Raw genomic sequence first — 16,516 nt, 5'->3', positions numbered from 1 at the left:
AGTGTGTCAGAGGCTCAGGCGCATCGACAGGTCCACCGCCTTTACATCCTTGGTCATCGCGCCGATCGAGATGTAGTCCACCCCGGTCTCGGCAATCACCCGCAGGGTGCTGTCGTTGATCCCGCCGCTGGCCTCCAGCCTGGCGCGACCGGCGGTGATGCGCACCGCTTCGCGCATTTCATCCAGGCTCAGCTCGTCGAGCATGATGATGTCGGCGCCGCCGTTCAGGGCCTGTTGCAGCTCGTCCAGGCTTTCCACCTCGACTTCCACTGGCTTGCCGGGGCGATGCGCCGCGCGGCACCGATGGCTTCGGCGATGCCGCCACAGGCGGCGATGTGGTTTTCCTTGATCAGGAAGGCATCGAACAGGCCGATGCGGTGGTTATGGCAACCACCGCAGGTGACCGCGTACTTCTGCGCCAGGCGCAGGCCGGGGAGGGTCTTGCGTGTATCGAGCAGTTGTACCCGGGTATCGGCGACCTTGTCGGCCAGGGCCCGGGCATGGGTGGCCACACCCGACAGCATCTGCAGGAAATTCAGCGCACTGCGCTCGCCGGTCAGCAGCGAGCGGGCCGGACCTTCCAGGTGGAACAGCGCCTGGTTGGCCACCGCACGCTGGCCGTCCTGCACCTGCCAATGCACTGCCACCCGCGGATCGAGCTGGCGGAACACCGCATCGACCCAGGCCGTACCGGCGATCACGCAGTCCTCGCGGGTAATGATGGTGGCCTTGGCCAGGCGTTCGGCAGGGATCAGTTGCGCGGTGATATCGCCGCTGCCGACATCTTCGAGCAACGCACGGCGCACGTTGGCTTCGATTTCGGCGGTCAGATCGGCGAGGCGTAGGTTCGGCATGACGAGCTCCACAAGCAAAGTGGCCGGGATTATAGGGCAGGCCGGGGCGTGCGCGCAGCAGCCGGTGGGCATTGCGTCCGGCAGTTGCCTTTGGTCGGGAAAGTTGAGCGTTTTTCCTGCCACGATGGTCTACCCGGGGCTGGAGTTCCGCGCGTTGTCCCTCTGGCAAACGGAAATTAATTTCAAGATAATGCGCGACCTATATTTGACGTCATGCTTTTGACGATCGCGAAACAGCCCCCAACAAGGAGACCGGGATGCACAAAGACGGGAAGGTTGTGCCCTTTCGCAGCCTCGCCAGCCAGGCAGTGCCCGCGCCTGTCGCCCGTCTGCCGGTCGCCCTGCTGCATGTTCGCGACCGGGCGGCATTGCAGTTGCGCCAGTCCCTTCAAGTGCTGTTCGACAATGCCGACGACACGCTCTTCGAAATGGCCGACAAGGCCACCGCAAGCAAGGAGCGCAACCTGCTGTTCGAGGCCATGCGCGACCTGCGGCACAAGCGCAAGAGCATCGAGCGCGGTTTTCTCGACAGCTTCTATGCCGCGTTCATGGAAGCCGGCCATGGTGACCCGTTGGCCGCCCTGCCGGCGCGAGCGGCGCTGCCTGGTACGCTCGGCCTGATTGTCGGCGATGAACTGGAACGCGCCGTGGCGGTGGATGGCATGGTCGCCCGGGTGATGAATCGCGATGGTCTTGCCCTCGGGCAACTGACCCGACGTCTCAACAGCCTGCTGCAACAGCCCTCGACGATCGCAGCAATCCGCTGGGCCCGACCCTGCTCTGCGAGTATTTCCTGCATGCCGGGCGCAGCCTTGGCGTGGGCATCAAGGTCAAGCTGGTCCTGCTCAAGCTGTTCGAGCGCTATGTGCTGCGCGAAGCCGACCAGCTTTATGACGAGGCCAACCAGGCGCTGGCCGATAGCGGCGTTCTTCCCGAGCTGCAGGCGCCGCCGCGCCGCCGCGCCCAGGACCATATCCGCGTGGAAACCCGGGCTCCGGCCAATGAAGTGGCGGACAGCCCGGACGCTGAGCAAACCGATGCCGCGACCCAGGCGCTGTTTTCCTCGTTGCAGTCACTGTTGCGTCCGGTACGCGGGCGTCTGGCCCCGCGCCTGGGAGGCGGTCCGGTGCGCCCGATCAGCAGCCGCGACCTGCTGCGGTTGCTGACCCACCTGCAACGCTACGTGCCGGCGGAACTTGAGCACGAGGACTTCGACCTGCGTCACCACCTGGAGCAACTCTTGACCCGGCTCAGCGTGCAGAGCGGCCAAGGGCGCCGTCTGGACGCCGGCGACGAGGACGTGATCAACCTGATCGCCATGCTCTTCGACTTCATTCTTCGCGACCGCAACCTGCCGCACTCCTTGCGGATCCTGATCGGCCGCCTGCAGATCCCCATGCTCAAGGCGGCCTTGCTCGACAAGCGCTTGTTCAGCCGCGCCACCCACCCGGCGCGGCGCTTGCTCAATGAAGTGGCTGCCGCCGCCATGGGCTGGGACAAGCGTGGCGACCCTCAGCGCGACAGTCTTTACCAGCACGTGGAGCGGATGGTGCAGCGGCTGCTCGACGACTTCGCTGACGATCCGGCGATTTTCACCGAACTCCTCGAGGATTTCCTCACCTTCATCAACGACGAACGGCGCCGTACCGAACTGCTGGAGCAACGTACCCGCGATGCCGAAGAGGGGCGCGCCCGCACCGAGCAAGGTCGAGGGCGGGTGCAGCACGAGCTCAACCGGCGGCTGCAGGGCAAGAACCTGCCGCGCATCGTGGTAAGGATGCTGGAGGAAGCCTGGAGCCAGGTGTTGCTGCTGGCCTGGCTCAAGCATGGCGAAGACTCCTCGCCATGGCGCGAGGCGCTGCAGACCTTGGACGAGCTGCTATGGAGCGTCGGGCCGCTGGAACTGCCGGAAGATCGCCAACAACTGCTGGTGCGTGTGCCAGGCCTGCTCAAGGCGCTGCGCGATGGCCTGGGCGGTGTGGTGTTCGATCCATTTGCCACCAGCGAATTCTTCGCTGCCCTGGAGTTGCTGCATATCGGCGCGTTCGATCCCTCGGGCCGCCAGGGCGAGGCGCAGGCGGGCACCGAGCGGGTACTGGTGCGCGACGAAATCATCCTCCAGGACCCGGAGCATGGAGCGCCTTGCGATAGCCAGGCGCTGCTGGCTGCGGACGATCCGCAGCTGTTGCGGGTTCGTGCCTTGCAACCCGGAGCCTGGATCGAGCTGCAGGAGGATGGGCAAACCCTGCGCTGCAAGTTGATCGGCCTGTTCGATGACAGCGATCGCTATGTGTTCGTCAATCGCAGCGGCATGAAGGTTCGCGAATGGACTGGCATGGGCCTGGCGGCGGCGTTGCAGCGAGGTGATGCAAGGCTGCTCGACGCCAGCCTGCTGTTCGACCGTGCCCTGGAGTCGGTGGTCGGCCAACTGCGGCGCGAGCGCCAGTGAAGCCTCACACTTTTTAACGATACAGGGCTGCTCGGCTCGGGGCATACTGCGCGGGTGCCCTCGTGTTTACGGACTTTCTATGCAGCTGGATCGCACTACAGGCTGGTTCGCTGGCGTTACCCATTGCCCTTCCCCAACTTCAATGCCCGCCCCGATGGCGAGGCCATTGCCCTGCTGGTGATCCACAACATCAGCCTGCCACCCGGGCAATTCGCGGCCGGCAAGGTCCAGGCCTTCTTCCAGAACCGCCTCGACCCCGCCGAACATCCCTTTTTCGAGACCATCAAGGACCTGCGCGTGTCGGCTCACTTTCTGATCGAGCGCGACGGTGGGGTCACCCAGTTCGTTTCCTGCCTCGACCGTGCCTGGCATGCCGGGGTCTCGCGCTTTGGCGAGCGTGAGGGCTGCAACGATTTTTCCATCGGCATCGAACTGGAGGGCACCGACGATCTGCCCTACAGCGATGCCCAATATGTGGCGCTGGAGTGCCTGGCCCGGCAACTGCGCGCGGCCTGGCCGGCGCTCGATGGCGAACGGATCTGCGGTCATAGCGATATCGCCCCGGGGCGCAAGACCGACCCGGGCCCGGCCTTCGACTGGGAGCGCTTGCGTGCCAGCCTGCGAGCCCCGCTATATGGCAAGGAGAATTGATCGATGACGTTCCTGGTTTTGCTGCTGATGCTGTGGGTCGAGAAATTCTCGGGCCTGCGCGCCCGCGTGCAGCGTGACGGTTTCTTCCTGGCCGAACTGGCGCGCCTGGAGCGTACCGGCAAGGTCCGGCCCTGGTGGGTGCTGGCGTTCCTGGTGCTGTGCCCGGTGCTGCTGGTGGCCTTGCTCCTGCATGTGCTGGACCCGGTAGCCTATGGCTTGCTGGCCTTGCCGGTGCATCTGCTGGTGCTTGTCTACAGCCTGGGACGCGGCGATGTGAAAGCGGCGCTCGGGCCGTTCCGCGATGCCTGGCGGCGCGGCGACGAGCAGGCGGCAGTGCATGTGGCCGAACGCGACCTGAAGGTGATTGCCGATGACGAGCAGAGCTTGTTGCACAAGGTCCAGGGCCACTTGCTATGGGACGCCTGCCAGAGCTTCTTCGTGGTGATCTTCTGGTATGTCCTGCTGGGGCCGGCGGCGGCCCTGGCCTATCGCCTGCTGGCGCTGGCTGCCGAGCATGCCGCCAGTCCGGCGGTGCAGGAGCGCGCCCGGCAACTGCGCCATGCCTTCGACTGGGCGCCGGTACGGGTACTGGCGGCGAGCTTCGCCCTGGTCGGCAACTTCGTTGCGGTGAGCCGGGTGATGCTGCATGAACTGCTCAACTGGCATGTCGCCGCGCCGCGGTTGATCAGCATCGCCGGGCATGCGGCGGCAGAATTGCCGGCCACGGCGCCTGCGGGCGAGGCAGGGCTGGCGGGGCTGGACAAGATCTGGGAGCTGCTGCTGAGGTCGGCGGTGCTCTGGTATGCGTTCTTTGCCCTATGGACGGTGTTGGGATGAGAGTATCGGGGACCGCAAAGCGGTCCCCAAAACTGACTACCTGGTCATTTACCTTAAGTTACAAAGCCTTTCTTCGATATGCGCTATACAGGATGCAGGAATGCCGTCGCTGGCTAACTGCCATCGCGCCAAGAACAATAAGAAATCGAAGGAGACGACCAGTGAAGAGCCTGTTGCGTCCGGCCATTGCACTGATGAACCGCCTGAGCTTCGGCATGAAGTTCAGCCTGATCAGCGTGCTGTTCTTCCTGCCCATGCTGGTGACCAACTTCTATCTGGTCCGCGATTCCTACGCCAAATTCAATGCCACCCGCGACGAATTGCAGAGCCTTGACCTGCTGCGTGGCACCCTGGGTGTGCGCGGTGATTTGGAGACGCTTGGCAATCTGGTGCAGATCAATGCCGTGGTCGGCCAGTCGGGCAAGGCCGAGGATATCGAGGCGCGGATCGCCAGCCTCGGCCAGCAGGTGCAGGCCAGGCTCACTGCCCTGCAACCGGTGCACAGCGACGAAGCGCTGGTCAAGGCCTTCGCCGACAAGCGTGATGAACTGCTCGACGCCCTGCGTACCGCCCTGAACGAGTCCTCGCTACCGGCCCAGGTCGCGCTGTTCGACAAGTTGCAGACCCCGGCACAAAACCTGCCTCGCCTGGTCGCCAGCCAGTCCGGGCTTGGCCAGGACATCGATGGTGCGGTGCGCCAGTTGACCGAATTGTTGATCACGGTAACGCCGCAGGTGACCCGGACCCTCGGCGAAGGCCGCGCCATGGGCTCCTATTCCCTGGCCCAGGGCTTTATCAACTCCACCGCCAGCACCCGCTTCGAAGACCTGCTGCTGCAACTGGAAAAACTCTCCGCCGACTACGCCATGAAAGTCGGCGAGGCGCTCGCCGCAGACCGCCAGGCCGAAGCCCGTCTTGGCGCCCAGGCTGCTGCCAGCCAGGCGTCGCTGAAACAGGCCTCGGAGTTGTTCGAAAGCCAGGTGGTGGTGGCGGAAACCCTGGATGCGCCCTGGACTGACTTCTACCAGCGCACCACCGACCTGGTGGCCCGTACCTACGAGCTGAACGAGGCCACGGTCGGCTTCCTCGACCAGCAGTTGCAAAGCCGCCTGGGCGACTATCGCAGCCATATGATCCTGCTGGTGGTGGCGCTGGCCACGGTGTTCCTGCTGGTGGTCTATCTCTACAGCGGCTTCTACGCCTCCACCCGCAACACCCTCGACAGCCTCGGCGCGGTGATGGACAAGGTGGCGGCAGGGGACATGACCGTCAGCTACGCCGTGCAGAGCCGTGATGAGCTGGGCGAACTGGGGCAGATGTTCAACGGCACGGTCAAGCGCATCCACGACCTGATCGAAAAGGTCGGCCACACCGTTGGCGAAGTCGAGCGCCAGGCCGAGCAGGTCCATGAGGTGTCGTCACGCAGCAACCAGGCGGTCAGCGGCCAGCGCGGGCAGATCGAACAGGTCGCGACCGCCATGAACCAGATGTCGGCGACCGCCCAGGAAGTGGCGCGCAGCGCGGCGGCGGCGGTGAGCAGCGCCCATAGCGTCAACCAGGAAACCGTGACCGGTCGCAGCCTCGTGGAATCGCAGCAGGGCAGCATTGCCGGGCTGGCCCGGGAGATCGACCAGTCGGTAGCGGTGATCAACCAATTGGTCAGTGACAGCCAGGCCATCAGCCGGGTGCTGGAGGTGATCAAGAGCATTGCCGAGCAGACCAACCTGCTGGCCCTCAACGCCGCCATCGAAGCGGCGCGGGCGGGCGAGCAGGGCGTGGCTTCGCCGTGGTGGCGGATGAAGTGCGGACCCTGGCCAAGCGCACCCAGCAATCCACAGGCGAGATCGACGAAATGATCTCGCGCCTGCAGAACGGTGTCGGAGCGGCGGTGCGGGCTATGGATAGCAGTCACCAGATGGCTTCGGGTACGGTGAGCCAGTCGCAGCAGGTGCAGCAGGCGCTGGAGAATATCCTTGGCGCGATCGGCAGCATCGTCGACCAGAACCAGCAGATCGCCGCAGCGGTGGAGCAGCAGACGGCGGTGGCCCATGACATCGACCAGAACATCGTGCAGATCAACCGTGCGGCCGAGCACACCACCCAGGGCGCCCACCAGACCGAGGATGCCAGCCGCCAGTTGAGCAGCCAGGTGATGGAGTTGAAGCAGTTGATCGGGGCATTCAGGGTCTAAACCGTGAGGACCTCATCGCTGGCAAGCCAGCTCCCACAGGGACCGCGTGCACCGCAATACCTGTGGGAGCTGGCTTGCCAGCGATGAGGCCATCAATGCCAACCAAAAATCCCGCAGGCATTGCGGCTACTGGCCTGCGCCAACACCCCAACCTCGACCCCCATGATCCCGGCCAGCGCCCCGGCAATCTCCGGCAGATGCAGCGGGCTGTTCCTCACACCCGGATACATCGCCGGCGCCATGTCCGGGGCATCGGTCTCCAGTACCACCGCGTCCAGCGGCAAGCGCGGTAGCACCTTGTGCAGCCGCAGCGCCTGGGGCCAGGTCGCGGCGCCGCCCAGGCCAAGACAGAAGCCCAGCTTGATGTACTCCCGCGCTTCTTCATAGCTCCCGGCAAAGGCATGGATGATTCCGCCGCGCTTGAGCTTGAAGCGCTTGAGCGTGGCAATCACCGCCGCATGGCTGCGCCGTACATGCAGCAGCGCCGGTAGATCGAAATCCACCGCCAGTTGCAATTGCGCCTCGAACAGCGCCTGCTGCCGCTCACGGTCCAGTTCCTCAAGGTAATAATCCAGGCCGAACTCACCCACGGCGCATAGCTGCGGATCACCGCGTAACCGGGTAAGCCAGTCACCCAGCGCGAGCAGATGCTCCGGCCGATGATCGTCGAGATACACCGGATGCAAGCCGAACGCTGCATACAGCGAGGGCTCGGCCTTGACCAGGTCCCACAGCCGTTGCCAGTTGCCCTCGTACACCCCCAGCACCACCATCTTCTCGACCCCGCTAGCCCGCGCCGCCGCCAGCAGTTCGCGGCGGTCGGCGTCGAAGTCGGGGAAGTCGAGGTGGGTGTGGGTGTCGATCAGGCGCATGTCAGCCCTTGAAGATCCGCTGCTTGAAAGTTCGCGCCACGGCGTGGATACCGGGCTGGTAGTGCTTTTGTTCCACGGCGGCTAGGGCAAGTTCCAATGCGGTCTGGGCGATCAGGCCGTGCTGCTGCGCCATGGCGTTGACCGGCAAGGGCAGGAAATCGAGCAACTGGGTGTCGCCGAACGTGCCCAGGTGCAGGGCGCGGGAATCCGCCGGGCGGGTCGAGAGCACGTCGAACACGCCTTGCAGCAGCACATAGGAGGTGGTCACCAGGGCATCCGGCAAGCGGCCCTGCTCGGCCAGCAACTGGCTCATCAACTGGCGGCCGCATTCGCGGCTAAAGGCATCGCCCTGGTACTGGCTGACCTTGCCGTCGAACGCATGCAGCGCCTGGTCGAAACCGCTGGCGCGGGCCTGGCTCACGCTCAGTTCGGCACGGGCGCCGATCAGGGCGATATTGGCCGGCTGCAGGTCCAGCAGGCTGCGGGTCAACTCCAGGCTGGCCGGCTGGTCGTCGCTGACCACCGAGCAGAACACCCGCGGATCCATGCTACGGTCCAGAGCGATGATCGGCAGGCCCTTGGCTTGCAGTTCGCGATAGCTGTCATCGCTCGGCGGCAGGCAACTGGCAACGAACAGCGCATCGCAGCGGCGGGCGCGGAACAGTTGCTGCAACTGGCGCTCGCTGTCCGGCTGGTCATCGCTGCTGGCGATCAGCAACTGGTAGCCGCGCGCCCGTGCGCCCTGCTCGAGACGCTTGGCGATGCAGGCGTAGCTGGGGTTTTCCAGGTCGGGAAGAATGAAACCGAGGGTTTTCGTGTGCCGGCTGCGCAGGCCGGCAGCCTGCGGATTGGGGGTAAAGCCGTGGGCTTCGACTACCGCGCGGACACGCTCGACGGTCGCATTGCTGATGCGTTGCTGCTCGGCCTTGCCGTTGATGACGTAGCTGGCGGTGGTCACGGAGACACCGGCCAGACGGGCTATATCGCTGAGTTTCACCAGATTTTCCTTGTTATATGCCGGGGCGGGCTGCGAAGCCTGACCGGTCATTGTCGCCGATCCTGTGCTGCCGGCGCAGACGACCATTGTCGCAATTGTCGGACAGCAAGGGGCTTCTTTGTTCGCAGGTTATCGAGTAACGTGCTCGTCATTTCAAGATTAATCGTTTCAGCAAGCGATTTCGCTGCCGCACCTGACGCTTGTCGATGGGTCTGAACAGTACTGGCCCTATGATTGTGTACCCACAACAATACCTCGGCGCCGCCCCGGCGTTGCAAAAGGAGAGGACGATGCTGCAATTCACCACGGCGCAGATTGCCATGGGTCAAGAGGCTGTGGACAAGTCCGCCGCGCTGGACCTGCTGGCCGCCCGGCTGGTCGAGGACGGCCTGGTGGCCGAGGGCTACTTGGCGGGCTTGCAGGCCCGCGAGCAGCAGGGCTCGACCTATCTCGGCCAAGGTATCGCCATCCCCCACGGTACGCCCCAGACCCGCGACCAGGTGTTCGCCACCGGCGTATGCCTGATGCAGTTTCCCGCCGGGGTCGATTGGGGCGACGGGCAGATCGTCCACCTGGCGATTGCCATCGCCGCTCGCTCCGACGAGCACCTGCGCCTGCTCCAGCAACTGACCCGCGCGCTCGGCGAAGGCGATCTGTCCGTCGCCCTGAGCCAGGCCGACAGTGCCGAGGCCGTGCTGCAACTGCTGCAAGGCGCCCCGCGCGAGCTATTGCTGGACGAGCGCAGCATTGGCCTGGGTGTGGCCGCCGACGACTTCGATGACCTGCTCTGGCAGGGCGCGCGCCTGCTGCGCCGGGCCGATTGTGTGGAGAGCGGTTTCATCACCCATCTGCACCGGGCCGAGCCGCTGCCGCTGGGCCATGGCCTGTGGCTGGTCGCCAGTGACCAGGCGGTGCGCCAGCCCGCCCTGGCGTTCGTTACGCCACAGCAACCGCTGCGCCACCTCGATCGACCGCTCGCCGGCCTGTTCTGCCTTGCCGCGCATGGCGAGGCGCAGGCGCCGTTGCTGGATCGCCTGTGTTCGCTATTGATCGAAGGACGCGCCCAGGACCTGCTGCGCGCCAGCGATGTCCGCGCGGTGCTGGCTCTGCTTGGCGGGGAAGTTCCGGGCGACTGGCCCAGTGCGCGGATCACCCTGGCCAACCCCCATGGCCTGCATGCACGCCCGGCGAAAGTGCTGGCGCAACTGGCGAAGGAATTTCCCGGCGAAGTGCGCGTGCGCCTGGTCGACGGCGTCGGTTCGCCGGTTTCCGCCAAGAGCCTGAGCAAACTGCTGGGCCTCGGCGCTCGGCGCGGGCAAGTGCTGGAGTTCAGTGTCGAGCCGGCCATTGCCGATGCCTTGCCGGCGCTGCTGGCGGCGGTGGAGGGCGGGCTGGGCGAGGAGGTCGAGCCGCTGGCAGCACTGGCGCCCTTGCCATCGGAGCCGGTGGCAACGACCTTGGCCGCGCCCGTTGCCGGATCGACCATACAGGGCGTCGCTGCTGCTCCCGGTATCGCCGCCGGGCCCGCCCATGTGCAATTGCAGCAGCACTTCGACTATCCCTTGCGCGGCGAATCGCCAGGCCACGAACTGCAGCGTCTGGAAGCCGCGCTGCTGCAGGTGCGCAACGATATCGAAGCACTGATCCGGCGCAGCGAGGTCAGCGCCATCCGCGAGATCTTCGTCACCCACCAGGAAATGCTTGCCGACCCCGGCCTGGCCGAGGAGGTCGGGTTGCGCCTGCGCCAGGGTGAAAGCGCACCGGCGGCGTGGCTGGCAGTGATCGATACGGCGGCGCGCCAGCAGGAGTCGTTGCAGGATGCCTTGCTTGCCGAGCGCGCGGCAGACCTGCGCGATGTCGGGCGGCGGGTGCTGATGCAACTGTGTGGCATCAGCGAAACCCCTGAACCGAAACAGCCTTACGTGCTGGTGATGGCCGAGGTCGGGCCGTCGGATGTGGCCCGTCTCGATCCGTCGCGGGTCGCCGGGATCCTCACTGCCCGTGGTGGCGCCACCGCCCATAGCGCGATCGTTGCCCGGGCCTTGGGCATCCCGGCGGTGGTTGGCGCTGGCGACGCGGTGTTGCTGATCGCGCCCGGTACCGCTTTGTTGCTCGACGGCCAGCGCGGTCGTGCCACCGTCGATCCGGCCACCGAACAACTGGAAAAGGCCCTGGCCGAACGCGACCGGCGCGAAAAGGCCCTGCGTGCGGCTCATGCGCGCCGCTTCGAGCCGGCAGTCACCCAGGATGGCCATGCCGTCGAGGTCTTCGCCAACATCGGTGAAAGCGCCGGTATCGACGCGGTGGTCGAGCAGGGCGCCGAGGGCGTCGGCCTGCTGCGTACCGAACTGATCTTCATGGCCCATCCGCAACTGCCCGACGAGGCCGCCCAGGAGGCCGAGTACCGCCGCGTCCTCGATGGCCTGGCCGGGCGCCCGCTGGTGGTCCGCACCCTCGATGTCGGCGGTGACAAACCCTTGCCTTATTGGCCGATCGCCAAGGAAGAAAACCCGTTCCTCGGCGTGCGCGGCATCCGTCTTACCCTGCAGCGCCCGCAGGTCATGGAAAGCCAGTTGCGGGCCTTGCTTCGTGCTGCCGGTGATCGCCCGTTGCGGATCATGTTCCCGATGGTCGGCCAGCTGGAGGAATGGCGTGAGGCCCGGCGCATGGTCGATCGGCTGCTGGCGCAGATTCCGGTCAGCGATCTGCAGGTCGGCATCATGATCGAGGTGCCCTCGGCGGCCCTGCTGGCCCCGGTGCTGGCGGCAGAAGTGGATTTCTTCAGCATCGGCACCAACGACCTGACCCAATACACCCTGGCGATCGACCGCGGGCACCCGAGCCTCTCGGCCCAGGCCGACGGCCTGCACCCGGCGGTGCTGAACCTGATCGACATGACGGTGCGCGCCGCCCATGCCCATGGCAAGTGGGTCGGCGTTTGTGGCGAGCTGGCGGCCGACCCCCAGGCGGTGCCGCTGTTGCTGGGACTGGACGTGGACGAATTGAGCGTGGCGGCGCGCAGCATTGCCGAAGTCAAGGCGCAGGTGCGTGCGCTGGGTATTGAACAGGCCCGCGGGCTGGCGCGACAGGCGCTGGCCCTGGGCAGTGCCGCCGACGTGCGGGCACTGGTGGAGAAGTAACGATGGCCAGGATTCTCGCTTTGACCCTTAATCCGGCGCTGGACGTGACCGTCAGCCTGGATGCCCTGCGTACCGGCGCGGTCAACCGCGCATCGACGCAGCACAGCCATGCCGCCGGCAAGGGCCTGAACGTGGCCCAGGTCCTCGCCGATCTGGGCCATCAGTTGAGCGTCAGCGGTTTTCTCGGGAGGGATAACCTCGGCCCGTTCGAGGCGCTGATACGCCAGCGCGGCTTCGTCGATGGCTTCATCCGTGTGCCCGGCGAGACCCGCAGCAATATCAAGCTGGTCGAGGCGGGCGGGCAGGTCACCGATATCAACGGCCCGGGTCCCGAGGTGGACGAGGCGGCGCAACAGGCGCTGTTGCAGCGTCTCGACCAGTTGGCCCCCGGACATGACGCGGTGGTGGTGGCCGGCAGCTTGCCGCGGGGCATCAGCCCCGAATGGCTGGAGCAGCTGTTGCTGCGCCTCAAGGGCATGGGCCTGAGGGTCGCCTTCGACAGCAGCGGCGCCGCCCTCGACGCCGGATTGCGCGCCACGCCCTGGTTGATCAAGCCGAACACCGAGGAGCTGGGCGAGGCGGTCGGCCAGGCGTTGGTGGATTTCCCCCGCCAGCGTGATGCCGCCCAACGCCTGCTCGATCAGGGTATCGAGCATGTGGTGGTGTCGCAGGGCGAGCAGGGGGTCAACTGGTTCAGTGCTGGCGGCGTACTGCAAGGCGTGCCACCGGAAGTGGTGGTCGCCAGTACCGTCGGTGCCGGTGATTCGCTGCTGGCCGGCATGCTTCACGGCCTGTTGGCCAGCGAAGCGCCGCAGCAGACCCTGCGTCGCGCCACCGCCATCGCCGCCCAGGCGGTCAGCCAGATCGGTTTCGGCATCAACGATCGTGCGCAACTGGCGCGTTTCGAAGCGCAGGTTCGCATCCAGACCCCCGGCACAGAACAAGAGGGTGACCAATGAAACTCGCGATCATCACCGCCTGCCCCAATGGCCAGGTGTCCAGCGTGGTCAGCGCCCGCTTGCTGGACGCCGCCGCCCAACGCCTGGGCTGGAGCACCTGCGTGGAAATCCACGACCCGGCCCGCCCGGAGCGACAGCTGTCGCCGGCGGCCATCGCCGATGCCGACTGGGTGCTGGTGGTTTCCAGTGCCGCGCTGGACTTGCAGCGCTTCGCCGGCAAGCGCCTGTTCCAGAGCACTCCGGCCCAGGCGCTGGAGGATGTGGATAACTTTCTGAGGGCGGCGGCGTCGCAGGCGATCGTTCATCAGCCAGGTGAAAGCGGCGCGGCGCCTTCGGCAAGCCGTATCGTTGCCGTGACCGCCTGCCCGACCGGCGTCGCCCACACCTTCATGGCCGCCGAAGCGCTGCAACAGGCGGCGCAGCAGATGGGCCTGCAACTGAGCGTGGAAACCCAGGGCTCGGTGGGCGCGCGCAACCCCTTGAGCGCGGCGGCCATCGCCGAAGCCGATGTGGTGCTGCTGGCGGCGGATATCGAGGTACCGACCGAGCGTTTCGCCGGCAAGCGCATCTACCGCTGCGGTACCGGCGTGGCGCTGAAGCAGGCGAAAGCGACCCTGACCAGGGCGCTGGCCGAAGCCCGCGAAGAAAGTCCGGGCGCGGCGCAGAAAACCGAGGCGCGCAGCGAGAAGGCAGGCGTCTACAAACACCTGCTGACCGGTGTGTCCTTCATGCTGCCGATGGTGGTGGCGGGCGGCCTGCTGATCGCCCTGTCGTTCGTTTTCGGCATCGAGGCCTTCAAGGAGCCGGGCACCTTGCCCGCGGCGCTGATGCAGATCGGCGGCGAGGCGGCATTCAAGCTGATGGTGCCGTTGCTGGCGGGCTATATCGCCTGGTCCATCGCCGACCGTCCGGGGCTGGCCCCGGGCATGATCGGCGGCTTGCTCGCCAGCTCCCTGGGCGCAGGTTTCATCGGTGGCATCATCGCCGGCTTCCTGGCCGGCTACAGCGCCCGAGCCATCAGCCGCTGGCTTAGGCTGCCGAGCAGTCTGGAAGCCTTGAAGCCGATCCTGCTGATCCCGCTGTTCGCCAGCCTGTTCACCGGGCTGGTGATGATCTACGTGGTAGGCAAGCCGGTGGCCGGGCTGCTGGCCGGGCTGACCGGGTTCCTCGACAGCATGGGCACCACCAATGCCATTCTGCTGGGCATCGTCCTTGGCGCGATGATGTGCGTCGACCTCGGCGGGCCGGTGAACAAGGCGGCCTACGCCTTCTCGGTAGGGCTGCTGGCTTCGCAGAGCTATGCGCCGATGGCGGCGACCATGGCGGCGGGCATGGTGCCGCCGATCGGCCTCGGGATCGCCAGCCTCCTGGCCCGGCGCAAGTTCGCCCAGAGCGAACGGGAGGCCGGCAAGGCGGCGCTGGTGCTGGGGATGTGCTTTATCTCCGAAGGCGCGATTCCCTTTGCCGCCAAGGACCCGCTGCGGGTGATCCCCGCCAGCATTGCCGGCGGCGCGCTGACCGGGGCGCTGTCGATGTACTTCGGCTGCAAGCTGATGGCGCCGCATGGCGGGCTGTTCGTCATGCTCATTCCCAACGCGATCAACCACGCCGTGCTGTATCTGCTGACGATTCTGGCGGGCAGCCTGGTGACCGGCGTGGTGTATGCGCTGATCAAGAAGAACGAGGTGGTGGAGCTGGCGGTGCAGCCGGTGAAGGGGTAAGGCTTGCGGGCCTCATCGCCGGCAAGACCGGCTCCCACAGGGTACTGAGCCAGTCACAAAATCTGTGTCCGACGCGAACGCTGTGGGAGCTGGCTTGCCAGCGATGAGGCCGGCGCAGGCGAAGAGGTTGCCCGGCCTGACGCCATCGCCGGCAAGACCGGCTCCCACAGGTCCTGAATCAGTCACAAAATCTGTGTCCGACGCGAACGCTTTGGGAGCTGGCTTGCCAGCGATGGGGTCGGCGCAGGCGAAGAGGTTGCCCGGCCTGACGCCATCGCCGGCAAGACCGGCTCCCACAGGTCCTGAATCAGTCACAAAATCTGTGTCCGACGCGAACGCTTTGGGAGCTGGCTTGCCAGCGATGGGGTCGGCGCAGGCGAAGAGGTTGCCCGGCCTGACGCCATCGCTGGCAAGACCGGCTCCCACAGGTCCTGAATCAGTCACAAAATCTGTGTCCGACGCGAACCCTGTGGGAGCTGGCTTGCCAGCGATGGGGCCGGCATTGACGAAGAGGTTGCCGGCCTGACGCCATCGCCGGCAAGACCGCTCCCACAGGGTACTGAGCCAGTCACAAAATCTGTGTCCGACGCGAACCTGTGGGAGCCGGCGTTGCCGGCGATGAGGCCCTGCAAGGCCATACAATCAGGCCAGTTTCTCCAAAGCCCTCACCAACGACCCAACCTCTTCCGGTGTCGTCACGAACCCCGGTGTAATCCGGATGCAGGGCCCGCACGCCGAGCCCTCCCGCGCCACGGTGAACAGGTTGAACTCCCGCAGCAGCCGCTGCGCCATTGCTACCTGGTCGTGATGCCGGGTAAAGCGCAACGAGGTGATCCCGCAATACAACCGCGGATCATCCGGCGTCAGCACCTCGACCCCGTCGATCTCCCGTGCCGGCTTCACCCATAGGTCGCGCAGGTAGTTCAGCCGGGCGCCCTTCACCAGCGACCCGCCCATGGCCTCGTGCTCGGCGATCACCGTCGGCAAGGTCAGCCAGGCCGGTACGTTCGGCGTGCCGTAGGGCACCCGGGAACGGATGTCGTCCTGTGGATAACGCAGCTCGCCCATGTCCGCATCCACTGCGTCGATCCGGTCCGGGGCGATATAGAGCACGCCCAGGCTCAGCGGTGCGCCGATCCATTTCTGCAGGTTGAATCCGGCCAGGCCGATGCCCAGTCGTTCCAGGTCGAATTCCATCTGGCCGAGGGCGTGGGCGCCGTCGAGGATGATCTCCACGTCATGTTCGCGCGCCAACCGGGCGATGGCTTCGAGTGGCATCACCAGCCCGGTGCGGTGGCTGACGTGGGTCAGGGCCATCAGGCGGATACGCGGGTTGCGCACGAAGGTGTCGCGGTAGCTTTCAAGGATGTTGTCGAAGGTGGCCGGATGCGGCAGTGCCAGGGTGATCAGCTTCAATCCGCGCTGGCGGGCCAGCCAGCCCATGGCGTTTTGCACGCTGTCGTAGTCCAGGTCGGTGACCAGCAGTTCATCACCCGGCTGCAGGCGGTTGTAGTTGCGAATGATCGCCTGCACCGAGGCCGACGCACTCTGGGTGATGGCAACGCTGCGCGGCGCAACCCCAAGCAACCCGGCCACCGCATCGCGGCTATGCAGGCTGCCGATCTGCTCGAAATGCTGGCGCACCGGCACCGAGTTGCAGCGGTTGATGGTTTCGATATGGCCCTGGTAGGCCTGGCTGACGGTGCGGGTCATGCGTCCGAAATAGCCGTATTCCAGGTTGATCGGGCCGGGTTCGACGTCGTACCTGGCGGCGATATCGCGCCAGTAGCCCTCATCGCGGGCCAGCAGGGAGGACTCGGATGACGGCAGTTCTGACATGGATGT

General features: G+C 65.8%; 7 protein-coding genes and 5 pseudogenes. 8 read left to right on the top strand and 4 right to left on the bottom strand.

The genetic code is table 11. The features are described 5' to 3' along the window. Positions 1-6 precede the first annotated feature (6 nt). Positions 7-854: pseudogene (gene nadC / locus CSV86_RS20875) on the bottom strand (carboxylating nicotinate-nucleotide diphosphorylase). Between the two features lie 257 nt (positions 855-1,111). Between nadC and CSV86_RS20870 the strand changes: the two are divergent. From CSV86_RS20870 to CSV86_RS33505, 5 genes and pseudogenes are all read left to right on the top strand, one after another. After that, positions 1,112-3,303 (top strand): annotated as a pseudogene (locus CSV86_RS20870) (DUF1631 domain-containing protein). Between the two features lie 79 nt (positions 3,304-3,382). Then, a pseudogene (ampD, locus tag CSV86_RS20865) lies at positions 3,383-3,954 on the top strand (1,6-anhydro-N-acetylmuramyl-L-alanine amidase AmpD). Between the two features lie 3 nt (positions 3,955-3,957). Further along, on the top strand, positions 3,958-4,791 hold the full coding sequence (gene ampE / locus CSV86_RS20860) for a regulatory signaling modulator protein AmpE (RefSeq protein WP_009404434.1): 834 nt from the start codon (positions 3,958-3,960) through the stop codon (positions 4,789-4,791). Beyond that, positions 4,773-6,080 (top strand): annotated as a pseudogene (locus CSV86_RS33510) (methyl-accepting chemotaxis protein); the annotation flags it as partial. The gene ampE and the pseudogene CSV86_RS33510, both read left to right, overlap by 19 nt. A gap of 27 nt (positions 6,081-6,107) precedes the next feature. Then, positions 6,108-6,982, top strand: a pseudogene (locus tag CSV86_RS33505) (methyl-accepting chemotaxis protein). Between the two features lie 92 nt (positions 6,983-7,074). Here CSV86_RS33505 and CSV86_RS20850 read toward each other — a convergent pair. Both CSV86_RS20850 and cra read right to left on the bottom strand, forming a co-directional pair. Continuing rightward, positions 7,075-7,854 (bottom strand): TatD family hydrolase, encoded by a 780-nt coding sequence (locus tag CSV86_RS20850; RefSeq protein ID WP_009404431.1) that lies wholly within the window; start codon positions 7,852-7,854, stop codon positions 7,075-7,077. 1 nt (position 7,855) lies between these two features. After that, positions 7,856-8,851: a catabolite repressor/activator gene (cra, locus tag CSV86_RS20845; RefSeq protein ID WP_009404429.1), complete on the bottom strand. Its 996-nt coding sequence runs from the start codon at positions 8,849-8,851 to the stop codon at positions 7,856-7,858. Between the two features lie 290 nt (positions 8,852-9,141). On the opposite strand from cra, the gene ptsP reads away from it, so the two are divergent. From ptsP to CSV86_RS20830, 3 genes are read left to right on the top strand one after another with little or no spacing between them, the layout of a single operon-like run. Continuing rightward, on the top strand, positions 9,142-11,991 hold the full coding sequence (ptsP, locus tag CSV86_RS20840) for a phosphoenolpyruvate--protein phosphotransferase (protein WP_009404427.1): 2,850 nt from the start codon (positions 9,142-9,144) through the stop codon (positions 11,989-11,991). A gap of 2 nt (positions 11,992-11,993) precedes the next feature. Continuing rightward, a complete protein-coding gene (pfkB, locus tag CSV86_RS20835) occupies positions 11,994-12,950 on the top strand; it encodes a 1-phosphofructokinase (RefSeq protein WP_009404425.1) in 957 nt (318 codons plus the stop codon). Continuing rightward, complete coding sequence (locus tag CSV86_RS20830) at positions 12,947-14,671, top strand: PTS fructose-like transporter subunit IIB (protein ID WP_009404423.1); 1,725 nt, start codon at positions 12,947-12,949, stop codon at positions 14,669-14,671. The genes pfkB and CSV86_RS20830 overlap by 4 nt, the downstream gene beginning before the upstream one ends. 642 nt (positions 14,672-15,313) lie before the next feature. On the opposite strand, the gene CSV86_RS20825 is transcribed toward CSV86_RS20830, so the two are convergent. Beyond that, on the bottom strand, positions 15,314-16,510 hold the full coding sequence (locus tag CSV86_RS20825) for an aminotransferase class V-fold PLP-dependent enzyme (protein WP_009404421.1): 1,197 nt from the start codon (positions 16,508-16,510) through the stop codon (positions 15,314-15,316). Positions 16,511-16,516 lie beyond the last annotated feature (6 nt).

This window comes from Pseudomonas bharatica CSV86 (genome assembly GCF_000319305.2).
Lineage (GTDB): Bacteria > Pseudomonadota > Gammaproteobacteria > Pseudomonadales > Pseudomonadaceae > Aquipseudomonas > Aquipseudomonas bharatica.
This window is presented reverse-complemented; position numbering and strand designations above follow the sequence as displayed.